Origin of the sequence: Sulfitobacter noctilucicola, from assembly GCF_000622385.1 — a bacterium.
GTDB classification, from domain to species: Bacteria; Pseudomonadota; Alphaproteobacteria; order Rhodobacterales; family Rhodobacteraceae; genus Sulfitobacter; species Sulfitobacter noctilucicola.
On sequence record NZ_JASD01000005.1, the window covers coordinates 103565 to 117636 of the forward strand.

Annotated in this window: 11 protein-coding genes; 7 read left to right on the forward strand and 4 right to left on the reverse strand. The window is 56.8% G+C overall.

Annotation, left to right across the window (positions count from 1 at the left end; translation table 11 throughout):
* Positions 1-5 precede the first annotated feature (5 nt).
* The 7 genes from queA (at position 6) to uvrA (ending at position 9544) form a co-directional block, all read left to right on the forward strand.
* Positions 6-1073 carry a tRNA preQ1(34) S-adenosylmethionine ribosyltransferase-isomerase QueA gene (queA, locus tag Z946_RS0101685; RefSeq protein ID WP_025054016.1) on the forward strand — a complete coding sequence of 356 codons (1068 nt, stop codon included), beginning with the start codon at positions 6-8 and terminating at the stop codon, positions 1071-1073.
* An 82-nt stretch (positions 1074-1155) separates the two neighbouring features.
* The gene (locus Z946_RS0101690) at positions 1156-2415 is read left to right on the forward strand and encodes an MFS transporter (RefSeq protein WP_025054017.1); all 1260 of its coding nucleotides are present in this window, start codon (positions 1156-1158) and stop codon (positions 2413-2415) included.
* A gap of 103 nt (positions 2416-2518) precedes the next feature.
* Positions 2519-3106 carry a DUF924 family protein gene (locus Z946_RS0101695; RefSeq protein ID WP_025054018.1) on the forward strand — a complete coding sequence of 196 codons (588 nt, stop codon included), beginning with the start codon at positions 2519-2521 and terminating at the stop codon, positions 3104-3106.
* Positions 3107-3191: 85 nt separating this feature from the next.
* Entirely contained in the window at positions 3192-4586 is a 1395-nt protein-coding gene (lpdA, locus tag Z946_RS0101700; protein WP_025054019.1) for a dihydrolipoyl dehydrogenase, read from the forward strand.
* 283 nt (positions 4587-4869) lie between these two features.
* Positions 4870-5433: a class I SAM-dependent methyltransferase gene (locus Z946_RS0101705; protein WP_025054020.1), complete on the forward strand. Its 564-nt coding sequence runs from the start codon at positions 4870-4872 to the stop codon at positions 5431-5433.
* Positions 5430-6590 carry an MFS transporter gene (locus Z946_RS0101710; RefSeq protein WP_025054021.1) on the forward strand — a complete coding sequence of 387 codons (1161 nt, stop codon included), beginning with the start codon at positions 5430-5432 and terminating at the stop codon, positions 6588-6590. The genes Z946_RS0101705 and Z946_RS0101710 overlap by 4 nt, the downstream gene beginning before the upstream one ends.
* 80 nt (positions 6591-6670) lie before the next feature.
* Positions 6671-9544 (forward strand): excinuclease ABC subunit UvrA, encoded by a 2874-nt coding sequence (gene uvrA / locus Z946_RS0101715; protein WP_025054022.1) that lies wholly within the window; start codon positions 6671-6673, stop codon positions 9542-9544.
* A gap of 39 nt (positions 9545-9583) precedes the next feature.
* Here uvrA and Z946_RS0101720 read toward each other — a convergent pair whose 3' ends face one another.
* The 4 genes from Z946_RS0101720 to Z946_RS0101735 all read right to left on the reverse strand — a co-directional run bounded on the left by Z946_RS0101720 (position 9584) and on the right by Z946_RS0101735 (position 14057).
* Positions 9584-10921 carry an MmgE/PrpD family protein gene (locus Z946_RS0101720; protein ID WP_025054023.1) on the reverse strand — a complete coding sequence of 446 codons (1338 nt, stop codon included), beginning with the start codon at positions 10919-10921 and terminating at the stop codon, positions 9584-9586.
* A 70-nt stretch (positions 10922-10991) separates the two neighbouring features.
* Complete coding sequence (mmsB, locus tag Z946_RS0101725; RefSeq protein ID WP_025054024.1) at positions 10992-11876, reverse strand: 3-hydroxyisobutyrate dehydrogenase; 885 nt, start codon at positions 11874-11876, stop codon at positions 10992-10994.
* A gap of 10 nt (positions 11877-11886) precedes the next feature.
* On the reverse strand, positions 11887-12918 hold the full coding sequence (locus Z946_RS20320; RefSeq protein ID WP_037969001.1) for an enoyl-CoA hydratase/isomerase family protein: 1032 nt from the start codon (positions 12916-12918) through the stop codon (positions 11887-11889).
* Positions 12915-14057, reverse strand: a complete 1143-nt coding sequence (locus Z946_RS0101735; protein ID WP_025054025.1) for an acyl-CoA dehydrogenase family protein — start codon at positions 14055-14057, stop codon at positions 12915-12917. Before Z946_RS0101735 ends, Z946_RS20320 begins: the two co-directional genes overlap by 4 nt.
* Positions 14058-14072: the final 15 nt, after the last annotated feature.

Here is a 14072-nt window from a genome sequence, read left to right on the forward strand (position 1 = left end):
CGCGCATGAGACTTTCTGATTTCGATTTCGAGCTGCCCGAGCGGCTGATTGCAACCCGTCCTGCGGTGCCGCGTTCATCTGCGCGGCTGTTGGTGGCGCACGGCGACAGCATTCAGGACGGCCATGTCACCGATCTTGTAAAGTGGTTGCGCCCCGGCGACCGGCTCGTGCTTAATGACACACGCGTTATTCCCGCGCGATTGTTCGGCATCCGGCAGCGCGACAGTGCGCAGGGTCTGGTGGAAGCCAAAATTGAGGTCACACTGCTGGAACCGCAAGGCGACGGCACATGGGCCGCGCTCATCAAACCCTTGCGTAAACTGAAGGTCGGCGAAGTGGTTCGCTTTAGCGACGATCTGAGCGCCACGCTGAAAAAAGTCGCGGACGGGCAGGGGCATCTGCATTTTAACTGTGAAGGCGATGATTTCGATGCGGCGCTAAACGCGGCGGGGGCGATGCCGCTGCCGCCCTACATCGCGGCAAAGCGTCCGGCGGATGCGCAAGATAAAACAGATTACCAGACGGTCTGGGCAAAGACGTCCGGTGCGGTCGCAGCTCCGACGGCCTCATTGCATTTTGACAAGCCGTTACTCAAAGATCTGGCGGCGATGGGGGTCACCTTTTCCTACGTCACCCTGCATGTCGGGGCAGGCACGTTCCTGCCCGTCAAGGTCGATGATATCTCCGAACACAAGATGCATTCGGAATGGGGGCAGGTGACTGCTGCTGCTGCCGCCGAGATCGCACAGACAAAAGCGGACGGCGGCCGCGTCATCCCTGTTGGCACGACAGCCTTGCGTCTGATCGAGACCGCGGCGCGCGCCAAGGGTGAGATCATTGCTTGGGAAGGCGATACAGATATTTTCATCACGCCAGGGTTCACATTTCATGTGGCTGATGCGTTGATGACCAATTTCCACCTGCCCAAATCAACGCTGATGATGCTGGTCTCGGCGGTGATGGGAACAGACCGGATCAAGGCGATCTATGATCACGCTATTGCCAGCGAATACCGCTTCTTTTCGTATGGGGATGCCTCATTATTAATCCCGATGTCGCAAAACTCTGATTAAACGGGCCACGATGTCGCGGACAGAGGTGACCCGCCCGCCCGAGACGTTCAGGGCAGAAGTACAAATCCAAAGGACTCGATGAATGATACAGGTACTCTCAAGTGCATGGGCGCTGTTGGTTGGCATGGGCCTTTTGATGGTGGGAAACGGCATGCAAGGTACGCTGCTCGGTATCCGTGGCGCGATCGAGAATTTCTCGACCTTCGAGATGTCCATCGTCATGTCCGCCTATTTTGTCGGCTTCCTCGGTGGCTCGCGGCTGGCACCGGGCATGATCCGGCGGGTCGGGCACGTCCGGGTATTCGCGGCACTCGCATCGCTGATCTCTGCGGTGATGATCCTCTATCCGACTTTCCCGAACCTGATCGTTTGGACCTTTGGCCGTGTATTGATCGGGTTTTGCTTCTCTGCGGTGTATGTCGTGGCCGAAAGCTGGCTGAATAACGCCGCAGACAATTCGAACCGTGGTCAGGCCTTGTCGCTTTATATGATCGTACAGACGCTGGGCATCGTGATTTCTCAGGCGCTTTTGCTGACGGCTGATCCGTCGGGTTTTGTTCTGTTCGTCATCCCGTCGATCCTTGTGAGCCTTGCGATTACGCCCATTTTGCTGTCGATCAGCCCGACACCGGCGTTTGATACCACCAAACCAATGAGCCTGCGCGAATTGGTCTCTTTCTCACCTTTGGGCTGCGTTGGTATGTTCCTGTTGGGCGGCGTGTTTTCCGCCCAATTCGGAATGGCGTCAGTCTACGGTGCCGAAGCGGGGCTGAGCGTTGCTCAAATCTCTATCTTTGTGGCCACCTTCTTTGTCGGTTCGGTCGTTTTGCAATTTCCGATCGGGTGGATTTCGGACCGGATGAACCGCCGCACCCTGATCGCCATCGTGTCCGGCATAGGCGCATTGGGATCTATTCTTGGCATGTTTATGGGGCATGTATATCCCATTCTGCTTGTCTCGGCCTTTGTCGTCGGTGGCATGTCGAACCCGCTTTATTCACTGCTGATTGCCCACACCAACGACTTTCTTGAGCACGAGGACATGGCCGCGGCCTCAGGCGGTATGGTGTTCATCAACGGTTTGGGCGCAATTCTTGGACCGATCATCACGGGCTGGATGATGGGCACGGCATTGGGACCGGGCGGGTTTTATCTTTTCACCGCAGTTCTCTTTATCTCTCTCACGTTCTACGCCACCTACCGCTCCACACAGCGGGACGTTGTCGGTGTCGACGATACTGGCGACTTTATCCCGCTGACCGCCTCTGCGACTGCCGTCGCGGTGGAGTTTGCGCAAGAAGTTGCCATCGAAGCGGAGCTTGAGCCGGAAAATTCCCCGTGAACTGAGAACAGATGTCAGGTGTGATACAATTTGTGACTGGGCAGAATGGAAATTTTGTCCGTAAGTTGAACAGGTTGGGCCATTCAGGCCAAAGGAAAATGATATGACAGATCCTCAGGAAATTCTTTCGTTCTGGCTGGATGAGGTCGGACCAAAAGGTTGGTACGCTCAGGATGATGCTTTGGATACGGAAATCCGCAACCGGTTTGAGGATGGCTGGCACGCGGCTTGTGACGGGAAGTTTTCGCTCTGGCTGACGTATCCAAGCGGCGCATTGGCCTATATCATCCTGACGGATCAGTTTTCGCGCAATATGTATCGCGGTGAGGGGCAAGCCTTTGCCAGCGACCGTATGGGACTGGCTGTTGCCAAATCTGCCATCGCACGCAATTGGGACATGATGATCGACCCGCCGGCCCGGCAGTTCTTTTACATGCCGCTTATGCATTCCGAGAGCTTGATTGATCAGGACCGCTGCGTCCGTCTGATGTGTGAACGGATGCCGAAGGAAGGTGCAAATAACCTGCTGCACGCCCGCGCACACCGAGAAGTCATTCGCCAGTTCGGCAGGTTTCCGTATCGCAACGCTGCACTTTCCCGCTGCAGTACAGCGGCCGAACAGACCTATATGGACGCAGGCGGCTACGCGAGCACCCTGCGAACGCTGGAAGCGGTGGGCGAAGCCGCCTGATACCGAACAAGTCGCGGTTGTGGATGAAGCTGATGTAGTTTAACGATAAACTATATTTGCAACGTCATTCTGCGAGGTTCCTATCATGGCTGCACACTCCTTCGATCTGATCGTCATCGGGGCAGGTCCGGGCGGCTATGTCGCCGCGATCCGGGGCGCACAACTGGGCATGAAAGTCGCCATCGTCGAGCGCGAGAACCTTGGCGGTATCTGTTTGAATTGGGGCTGCATCCCGACAAAGGCGATGCTGCGGTCGTCTGAGGTGTTTCATCTGATGCACCGCGCCAAGGAGTTTGGCCTGAAGGCAGACGGGATCGACTATGATCTGGATGCCGTGGTCAAGCGCTCACGCAAAGTCGCGGGTCAGCTGTCGGGCGGCATCGGCCATCTGATGAAGAAGAACAAGATTACGGTATTCATGGGCGAAGCGACGATTCCGGCCAAGGGCAAGGTGAGCGTCAAAACGGACAAGGGCACCGAGGATCTATCGGCCAAAAACATTGTGCTGGCCACCGGGGCACGGGCGCGCGAACTGCCGGGCCTTGAGGCTGATGGCAAGCTGGTCTGGACGTACCGTCACGCGCTGCAACCGGTGCATATGCCGAAAAAGCTGTTGGTGATCGGCTCGGGCGCTATCGGTATCGAATTCGCCAGTTTCTACAACACGCTGGGTGCAGATACGACGGTGGTTGAGGTCATGGACCGCGTATTGCCTGTCGAGGATGCGGAAGTCTCGGCCTTTGCAAAGAAAGCGTTCGAGAAGCAGGGCATGAAGATCATGCAAAAGGCGATGGTCAAAAAGCTTGATCGCGCCAAGGACAAGGTAACCGCCCATATCGAAGTGGGCGGCAAAGTGGAGAAACATGAATTCGACACGGTGATCTCTGCCGTGGGCATCGTCGGTAACGTTGAAAACCTTGGTCTGGAAGAGCTGGGCGTCAAGATCGACCGAACCCATGTGGTGACCGATGAATTCTGCCGCACAGGCGTTGAAGGGCTATACGCGATCGGTGACATCGCCGGTGCGCCTTGGCTGGCGCACAAGGCCAGCCACGAGGGTGTCATGGTCGCCGATCTGATTGCAGGCAAACATGCACATCCGGTGAAGCCCGAGAGCATTGCAGGCTGTACCTACTGCCACCCGCAGGTCGCCTCTGTCGGCTATACGGAGGCCAAGGCCAAAGAACTTGGATATGACATCAAGGTCGGGCGCTTTCCTTTCATTGGCAATGGCAAGGCCATCGCTTTGGGTGAAGAGAGCGGCATGATCAAGACGATCTTTGACGCAAAGACAGGCGAACTGTTGGGCGCGCATATGGTCGGCGCAGAGGTGACCGAGCTCATTCAGGGCTATGTCGTGGGACGCCAGTTGGAGACCACGGAAGAAGACCTGATGAACACCGTTTTCCCGCATCCGACCCTGTCAGAAATGATGCATGAAAGCGTATTGGACGCCTATGACCGCGTCATCCATATGTAGTTTTGATCCAGCGGACGCGGGGCTGTGGCCCCGCGACGTGACTTCTGGAGCGTGAGGGCACAGTCATACATCGTCGTGATCGTTGTGTAGGGTGACAGGTTTTTTCATTGCTGGGAAGCGGTTCAGGGGCAGCTCTGCCCTGAACGCGCGTGATCTATGGTTCTGCTGTTCATACCGACCTCAAGGACAAGCCGGGCAAGCCCGTCGCTGCGCGATCCTTGCCCCCGATCCGAACAGCGGCTTGGCGCTTTACGGCGGGCAGGGTCGCTGGCATAGATAGAACATGGTCAGTCTCAACCGCGTCGTCATGCAACCCTCCAGCCGTCGGATGATCAAGGCCCTTGGTCCCGAAGGGCTTGATGTGGCCGAGATCTCAGGGAAATGGGGTCAACGATTTGATTTTAAAAGTTATACAGCGTTTCGTTATCCAGCCTTTGATGTCTGCGCCGCACCATTTGTGAATGGAGAGACGGGCAAAGTTCATCAGTTCGATCTGATCCTTGCCAATCAGGTCTGGGAGCATCTGGACCGTCCTTATGCTGCGACACGCAACGTACATGCGATGCTGCGCCCCGGTGGGCATTTTTGGGTCGCGGTGCCGTTTTTTGCGCCTTTGCACGCCGCCCCGCAGGATTGTTCACGTTGGTCGGCACGCGGGCTCAAGAACCTGCTGGTTGAGGGCGGATTTGACGAAGACGCCGTTCATGCGGAGCAATGGGGCAACCGGCATGTTGCGCGCAGGAACCTCGAGGACATTTGGCCGCCGGTACATGACCCCGAAACAGACGATATCAAAAACGATCCCGATTTTCCCATCTGCGCCTGGGCCTTGGCGCAAAAGGTATGATGCCCCTGCGCACGCCTTGGGTGTTGATCCTGTTGCTTTGGGGGGCAGGGCTGGGGGCTGCCGCGCAATACGGCAAGGTGTCTGTAATCTTCGATCTGTTGCCGATGGCCTATCCCGATGCGGGTGCGGCTGTTGGATGGATCGTCTCGTTGGTTGGCTTTGTCGGCATTGTCTTTGGTGTGGTTGCGGGGCTGGTCGTTGCCCGCTTCCGCTACCGGCGCGCTTTGCTTGTCTCGCTTTGGGTCGGGGCGGCGGTGTCAGTGGTGCAGGCATTGCTGCCGCCGCTTCCGTGGATGCTTGCCAGCCGCGTTGTAGAAGGCGCGTCCCATCTTGGTCTGGTCGTCGCTGCCCCTACGCTGATCGCGCAACTAAGCGCCGACAAGGACCGGGGTCTTACGCTCACCCTTTGGGGAACGTTCTTTGGCGTGGCCTTTGGCCTGCTGGCATTTGCAGGGCGTCCTTTGGCCCTGAACTTTGGGCTGCCTGCGTTGTTTCTGGCCCACGGGGCCTATATGGCCCTGTTTGCTCTGATCCTGAGCGCGAAATTACGTGCCTTGCCGGCTGAGGATGCACCGCCGGAGTTGTCCGTGCGGGAGATGTTGCGCAGTCATCTCACGATCTACCGCTCACCTTTCCTGTCTGCGCCCGCGATCGGCTGGCTTTTCTATACTTTCAGCTTTGTCTCCATTCTCACTGTGTTGCCGCCCTATATAGCAGCCGACAGCCGTGCTTTTGTGATGACCGCCATGCCGCTGACAAGCATCGCGGTATCGATGACAGTTGGCGTTGGCCTGTTGCGGGTCTTTTCCGCGGTTCGTGTGGTTGAGCTTGGGTTTGCGCTGTCTGCGCTGGCGATGGTCTGGTTATGGCTGGTGCCCGGCGGCCCGCCGGCCTGCCTGTTTCTTGCAGCTTCCATGGGGCTGATGCAGGGGGCGAGTTTTGCTGCCGTGCCCCAGCTGAACCAGACCCCATCGGCGCAGGCGCAGGCTAACGGGGCGATGGCGCAGATGGGCAACATCGGCAATACGCTTGGCACGCCGGTAATGGCCTTTGCCTTGGTAAGTGGTGGGTATAGCGTGTTGCCCATGCTGGCGGGCGGTGCCTTTGTTCTGGGGCTGATCATGCATCTGCTGTTGGGAAAAATACGCAGAAGATAACCTGTTTACCTTTTGTTCCGGTTTTCCCATTGGAGAATCCGCCAAGGCCACCTATGTCTGACGGGAATAAGGGGTGTGTTATGGCTGAGCTGAAGAATATCGAGGTGCGCGGCGCGCGCGAGCATAATCTCAAGAACATTGATGTGGATATTCCGCGCGACCAACTGGTCGTGATTACAGGGCTGTCCGGTTCCGGCAAGTCGTCGCTGGCGTTTGATACGATTTATGCTGAAGGGCAGCGCCGCTATGTGGAATCGCTAAGCGCTTATGCGCGCCAATTCCTTGATATGATGCAGAAACCTGACGTCGATCATATTTCAGGCCTCAGCCCTGCCATTTCCATTGAGCAGAAAACCACGTCCAAGAACCCCCGTTCGACCGTTGGTACTGTGACCGAAATCTATGACTATATGCGTCTGCTCTTTGCGCGCGTGGGGACACCTTATAGCCCCGCAACCGGTAAGCCGATTGAGGCGCAGCAGGTGCAGGATATGGTCGACCGGATCATGAAGATGGAGGAGGGGACACGCGCCTATCTGCTGGCCCCAATCGTGCGCGATCGTAAGGGCGAGTACAAAAAAGAGTTCATAGAACTGCGCAAATCCGGTTTTCAGCGGGTGAAAGTGAACGGCGAATTCTATGAGTTGGACACGCCGCCTACGCTGGATAAGAAGTTCCGCCATGACATTGATGTGGTTGTGGACCGTATTGTTGTGCGCGAAGGGCTGGAAACTCGATTGGCCGATAGCCTGCGCACAGCACTGGATCTGGCGGATGGCATCGCAATTCTGGAAACGGCACCATCCGAGGGCGAGCCGGAGCGCAGCACGTTTTCAGAGAAATTTGCCTGCCCTGTAAGCGGGTTCACCATTCCCGAGATTGAACCGCGCCTGTTTTCATTCAACGCCCCCTTCGGGGCCTGCCCGGAATGTGACGGTCTGGGGATGGAGCTCTTCTTTGATGAGCGCCTTGTGGTGCCGGACCAGAATCTCAAGGTCTATGATGGCGCGTTGGCCCCTTGGCGCAAAGGCAAGAGCCCGTACTTTAAGCAGACGATTGAAGCGATTGCCAAACATTATGAATTCAACCCGAACACCAAGTGGAAAGACCTCGACCCGAAGGTGCAAAAGGTCTTCCTGCGTGGGTCAGGCAAAGAAGAAATCAAATTCCGCTACGATGAAGGTGGACGCGTCTATGAGGTGAGCCGTGTTTTCGAAGGGGTAATTCCCAACATGGAGCGCCGCTACCGCGAAACAGACAGCAATTGGGTGCGTGAGGAATTCGAACGATATCAGAATAATCGTCCCTGTGGCACGTGCGAAGGGTACCGTCTGCGTGCCGAGGCGCTTGCGGTCAAGATTGGCAAACCAAATGATCTGCGTCACGCGGGACAGGTGGTTCAGATGTCGATCCGCGAAGCTTTCGAGTGGTGCAATACAGTGCCGGAAGCGTTGACCCCGCAGAAAAACGAGATTGCGAAGGCCATTCTCAAAGAAATTCGGGAACGCTTGGGTTTCTTGAATAATGTTGGATTAGAATATCTTACGCTAGCACGTTCAAGTGGGACTTTAAGTGGGGGTGAGAGCCAACGCATCCGTTTGGCATCCCAGATCGGTTCAGGCCTGACTGGTGTGCTTTATGTATTGGACGAGCCGTCCATCGGCCTACACCAGCGCGACAACGACCGCCTGCTTTTGACACTCAAGAACCTGCGCGATCAGGGGAATACAGTGATCGTGGTAGAGCATGATGAGGAAGCCATTCGCGAGGCCGACTATGTCTTTGACATCGGACCGGGCGCAGGTGTGCACGGCGGTCAGGTGGTCAGCCACGGTGTGCCAGCTGCGATTGCGGCCGACGCGAATTCAATCACGGGCCAGTATTTGACGGGCGCGCGTGAGATTGCGGTCCCCGCAACGCGGCGGGCGGGGAACAAAAAGAAAATTCAGGTGGTCAAGGCGACCGGAAACAACCTTCAGAATGTGACTGCTGACTTCCCGCTCGGCAAGTTTGTCTGCGTGACAGGTGTTTCTGGTGGCGGCAAGTCGACCCTCACGATTGAGACCCTGTTCAAAACGGCTTCTATGAACCTGAACGGTGCCCGCCAGACACCTGCACCTTGCGAGACAATCAAGGGTTTGGAACATCTGGATAAGGTCATCGACATTGACCAGCGTCCCATCGGACGCACGCCGCGTTCCAATCCGGCAACGTATACCGGTGCGTTCACTCCGATCAGGGATTGGTTCGCGGGTCTTCCAGAAGCGAAAGCAAGGGGTTACAAGCCCGGACGCTTTAGCTTCAACGTGAAGGGCGGGCGATGTGAGGCCTGTCAGGGTGACGGCGTCATCAAAATCGAGATGCACTTCCTGCCGGATGTCTACGTGGAATGCGAGACTTGTAAGGGTGCGCGGTACAATCGCGAAACACTTGAGATCAAGTTCAAGGGCAAGTCGATTGCCGACGTGCTGGACATGACTGTCGAAGACGCACAGACGTTCTTCCAAGCGGTGCCGTCAATTCGCGAAAAGATGGATGCGCTGATGCGTGTCGGGCTTGGCTACATCAAGGTTGGACAGCAGGCGACGACCCTCTCTGGCGGTGAGGCGCAGAGGGTCAAGCTCTCCAAGGAACTGGCAAAGCGCTCTACAGGACGGACGCTTTATATTCTTGATGAGCCGACGACTGGCCTTCACTTCGAAGATGTACGTAAGTTGTTAGAAGTGTTGCACGAACTGGTGGATCAGGGGAACTCTGTCATCGTTATCGAACACAATCTCGATGTGGTGAAAACGGCTGATCACATCATCGATATCGGTCCCGAAGGCGGTGACGGCGGCGGCAGGATTGTCGCCAAAGGCACGCCAGAGCAGGTTGCCGAGGTGGCTGAAAGCTATACGGGCAAGTACCTCAAGCCGATGCTCGAAAAACGCGCAAAGGTCGCGGCTGAATAAGTCTTCTTAAATATGTACAATTTTATCTGGCTGGCCCGCTCACGGGCTGGTCAGACACAGATCAAGCAAGCGACTGAAATCTGATGCGTTGAGACTGTCAAATTCGGTCGCCAGCGTCTCGATCTCCGCAGCACGCGGCGCACCTAGCACCGGATCTGCGAAAAGGTGAAACTTTTCAGAGATTTCGTTGTCGGAGAGTGGTGCATCGCTGTCCCCCTTCGGGGTGCGTGGCACATCCTCAAAGCGCCGACCGTCCTTTGTATGGATCGTCACTTGCGCCCATCTTTTACCTTGTGAAATCCGCGTAAAGTGGTCGTCATCGATCAACTCTACGACGTCGCTAACCCTCAAAATGTCGGGGTCCGACAGGGTTTCAGGTGCTAATTCATGCACACCAATTTGCCCGCGCACGATCATCGTCGCGACTGGAAAGGCGATGCTGTATGCAAATTCGTCCGGCGTTGCGGGGCGGTGGCCGGCAAGACGGGTGGCATTGTGAAATGTTTTTATCTCAACGCGTGCAATCTCCTGATGGGACAGATCATGCGCTGACATCAAATGAGCAACCGAATCGATGCTGGGATGCGCCCAACGGCAGCAGGGGTAGGGTTTGTAACTGGTGTCCTCCACCGTGCGCCAGCCCTGTCCCAAATCGGCCCAGAATTCAGGAGCCTCTTCACAGGTCAGCGCGGGGGCACCAGTGAAACCCTCGCGTGCCAGATAGGCGGCAGTTATGCCGGAAGGGGCGCCCCATCCGACACCATCACGCACCATCGTGGGATGATCGATACAGCGCATCATCTGGCTGCGTGGCCCGTGATATTCTCCGATACCTGCCGCGTGGCGTATCTGTTCGGGCGTTAGACCAAGCACCCGCGCCGCAGCGGCAGCGATGCCGACAGCGGTCCACGCGCCAGAGGTATGGTAATCCGGGCAGGTCGCATGTTGCGCTAGACCGGAGCGATAGCTGATCTCGTACCCGATGGCGAGGTGTACCGCAAAGTCCATTCCGTTCAGAGGTTTATCTGATGCATCAGCCATAGCCATCAGTGCAGGAAAAACGCCGGAACCCGCATGGCCCTTGCAAGGTGAAGTGGTGTCGTGCGCGTCTACCGCATCGACAGTAAAGGCTCCTGCCATCGCGGCACCTGCAGGGGAGAGGGATCTGCCATCCATAAGGACCCGCGATGCTCCGGCATTCGTGATGCCGAACATGGCGGCTGCTCCGCGTACCGCAATGTGCGCCATGTCCGACGTTGATGCGACAGCCGCCACGCCCATGGTGTCTAGAAAGGACCGCCGCAAAATGTCCAGCAAGGGCGGCGGTAGGTCTCGATATGCAAGATCTGCGGCAAAGGTTTGAAAAGGCAGGGTCATGCGAGGCACCTCCGGTCAGGATACCTCAAGCCTAACCCCGGTCGGCCGCTGAAATTGCCTGTTTGCGACCCTAAGCGTCGCGCCCGCGTGCCGCGAGACGCGGCAACATGGCCGAGAAATCTCGCCCCTTACCATCTTCTTTCTCTACAAACTGATGATAGAGCGCATGCGCCAATGCCCCCATCGGCGTGTCGGCATCCACCAGTTCAGCGGCCTGCTGGCTCAACCCAAGGTCTTTAAGCATCAGCTCGGCGGCGAAACCCGGTGTGTAGTTATTGTCAGCCGGCGATTGGGGCCCGACACCCGGCGCGGGGCAGTAGGCATTCATCGACCACGAATAGCCTGACGAGGTGCTTACAACATCAAACATCTTCTGCCGGTCCAGCCCCAGCTTGTCAGCCAGAGAGAACGCTTCGCAGGTGGCGATCATCGTCGCCCCAAGGATCATGTTGTTGCAGATTTTCGCCGCCTGTCCGGCACCTGCGTCGCCGCAGTGCACAGCTTTCTGGCCCATGATATCGAACAGGGGGGCTGCTTTTTCAAATGCCCCAGCCGAGCCGCCAGCCATAAACGTCAGCGTACCGCCAGAGGCTCCGCCGATGCCGCCTGAAACGGGGGCGTCAACCGCAAGAATATCCGCGTTTTCAGCGGCTTCCGACGTATTGCGTGCGCTTTCTACATCCACGGTGGAGCAATCGATGAACAAGGTGCCCGCGCCCATGTGAGCAATGGCCTGAGCCGCAACTTGCCGCAGGATGGAGCCATTAGGCAGCATAGTGATCACAACATCTGCGCCGGTCGCTGCATCCTCGATGCTTGTGACTGGCTTAACGCCGTCAGCGGTCGTGCCGGCAACATCGTAGCCGCGTAGTTTATGGCCCGCCTTGGCAAGATTTGTAGCCATGGGTGCGCCCATGTTGCCCAGCCCGATAAATCCGATGGTGAGAGGTGTCATTGCGATCTCCTTAGAGTTTCAGGGCTTGCGCCCCCAAGGGTTGCAGCATCTTTGACACTGCCGCGAGGGGGACGTTCATATCGGCGAATTGCCATTTCGGCTTGCGGTCTTTGTCGATGATTGCGGCTCGAATACCTTCGAGAAAATCACCATGCTCTGACGCGCGGTGGGTAAAGCGGTATTCAAGATCCAGCGCTTTCTCCATGGTAACGGAGGGACCCCGAAGACGGTGCAGCATCTCGATCGTTGACGCCATCGACAGCGGAGAATTGCGGCGGACTTTCTTCAGAGCGTCTTCAGCAAGTGCAGAGTCTGATGCGGCAAGGTCGATCAGAATATCATCGAGCCGCTCGCCGGAGAAAAGGGCGCTGATTTCGTTTGCCTGTCCTTTTAGAACGCCCTCGGGCGGTAGACCGGAAGACGCTTCGACACGCGAAGGGTCGCCAGCTTCCTCAAGTTCGGCAATCAGATTTGTCCACATGCTCTCAGGGAGGTAATGATCTGCAAAACCAGCATAAATCGCATCTGCCGCACCCATGCGAGTGGCAGTTATCCCCAGGTATTCCCCAAGCCGTCCGGGGGCGAGGGCGAGCATCAGGGAGCCGCCCACATCCGGCACCAAACCGATGCCACATTCCGGCATGGCAATCTGGCTGGTATCCCCGACAATGCGGTGCGAGCCATGACAGCCGATCCCAACGCCACCGCCCATTGTGAACCCCTGAAGAAAAGAGACGACGGGTTTCGGGTAGGTAAAGATCTTGTGGTTCAACCGGTATTCATCGGCCCAGAATTTTTGCCCATAGGCAAAGTTGCCTTTGGTGCCGTTTTCATAAAGATCAGCGATATCGCCGCCGGAACAGAAGGCGCGGTCGCCCTCAGCATCAAAGACAACCAAATCGACAGCATCGATATCGCGCCAGTCATCCAGCGCTTTTTCAATGGCAAGACACATCTGATATGTCATTGCATTCAATGCTTTAGGGCGCATCAGTGTGATGCGGCCAGCACGGCCGGTGATGCGGATGTGGATGTCGCTCATCTGTTTTTCAGCATGTCGCGCGAGACTATCACGCGCATGACCTCATTTGTGCCTTCCAGGATCTGGTGAACGCGCAAGTCGCGTACCAGCTTTTCAATGCCATAGTCTGAAAGATAGCCATAGCCACCGTGCAGTTGCAAACACTGGTCAACAATTTTGCTGCCTGCTTCGGTGACGAACTTTTTCGCCATGGCACAGAACTTTGTCGCATCCGGCGCGCCTTGGTCCAGCTTCCATGCTGCCTGACGCAAAAAGGTGCGGGCAGCCTGAAGTTCGATCTCCATATCAGCAAGGCGGAACTGAAGACCCTGAAACTGGTCAATTGGTTGCCCGAAGGCTTTGCGCTCGCCCATATAGGTCAATGTGTTGGTCAAAGCGATCTGTGCCGCGCCCAAGGAACAGGCGGCGATGTTCAAACGGCCGCCATCAAGGCCGATCATCGCATATTTGAAACCTTTTCCTTCCTCACCTACCAGGTTAGCAGCTGGAATATTGCAATTGTCGAATTGGACTTGCGCTGTTGGTTGACTGCGCCAGCCCATCTTTTCCTCTAATCCGCCAAAGCTGAGACCCTCAGTGCCGTCTTCGACATAGACGGTCGACACGCCCGCCGCGCCGTCATCCGAGGTGCGGACCATGCAAACGTACGCATCGGAATATCCCCCGCCCGAGATGAACGCCTTGGTTCCATTCAGGATATAGCCGTCGTTTGTGCGGTCGCATTTAGTTTTGAGTGCAGCGGCATCAGAGCCGGAGCCGGGTTCAGTCAGGCAATAGCTCAGAACCGTGTCCATCGAGATGACGCCGGGCATAACGCGGGCCTTGAAGGCGTCAGACCCGAACGTATCGAGCATTTTGGCACACATGTTATGGATCGAGAGGAAGGCAGCGACCGAGGGGCAGGCCATCGACAGCGCTTCAAACACTAGGGTGGCGTCCAAACGACCCAAGCCTGCACCGCCGCCATCCTCTGTGACATAGAGCCCACCAAAGCCAAGGGCACCGATTTCCGGCCAAAGCTCTTTGGGGATGGTGCCGTCTTTTTCCCACTGCTGTGCGTGGGGTGCGATGTGTTCCTGCCCGAAAGCATAGGCCATATCAAAGATTGCGGTCTGTTCTTCGCTCAGCGCAAAATCCATTTCGTGCTCCTCCCC

Coding starts and splice junctions, on each gene's coding strand:
- queA (WP_025054016.1), top strand. CDS start 6: ATGAGACTTTCTGATTTCGATTTCGAGCTGCCCGAGCGGCTGATTGCA.
- Z946_RS0101690 (WP_025054017.1), top strand. CDS start 1,156: ATGATACAGGTACTCTCAAGTGCATGGGCGCTGTTGGTTGGCATGGGC.
- Z946_RS0101695 (WP_025054018.1), top strand. CDS start 2,519: ATGACAGATCCTCAGGAAATTCTTTCGTTCTGGCTGGATGAGGTCGGA.
- lpdA (WP_025054019.1), top strand. CDS start 3,192: ATGGCTGCACACTCCTTCGATCTGATCGTCATCGGGGCAGGTCCGGGC.
- Z946_RS0101705 (WP_025054020.1), top strand. CDS start 4,870: ATGGTCAGTCTCAACCGCGTCGTCATGCAACCCTCCAGCCGTCGGATG.
- Z946_RS0101710 (WP_025054021.1), top strand. CDS start 5,430: ATGATGCCCCTGCGCACGCCTTGGGTGTTGATCCTGTTGCTTTGGGGG.
- uvrA (WP_025054022.1), top strand. CDS start 6,671: ATGGCTGAGCTGAAGAATATCGAGGTGCGCGGCGCGCGCGAGCATAAT.
- Z946_RS0101720 (WP_025054023.1), bottom strand. CDS start 10,921: ATGACCCTGCCTTTTCAAACCTTTGCCGCAGATCTTGCATATCGAGAC.
- mmsB (WP_025054024.1), bottom strand. CDS start 11,876: ATGACACCTCTCACCATCGGATTTATCGGGCTGGGCAACATGGGCGCA.
- Z946_RS20320 (WP_037969001.1), bottom strand. CDS start 12,918: ATGAGCGACATCCACATCCGCATCACCGGCCGTGCTGGCCGCATCACA.
- Z946_RS0101735 (WP_025054025.1), bottom strand. CDS start 14,057: ATGGATTTTGCGCTGAGCGAAGAACAGACCGCAATCTTTGATATGGCC.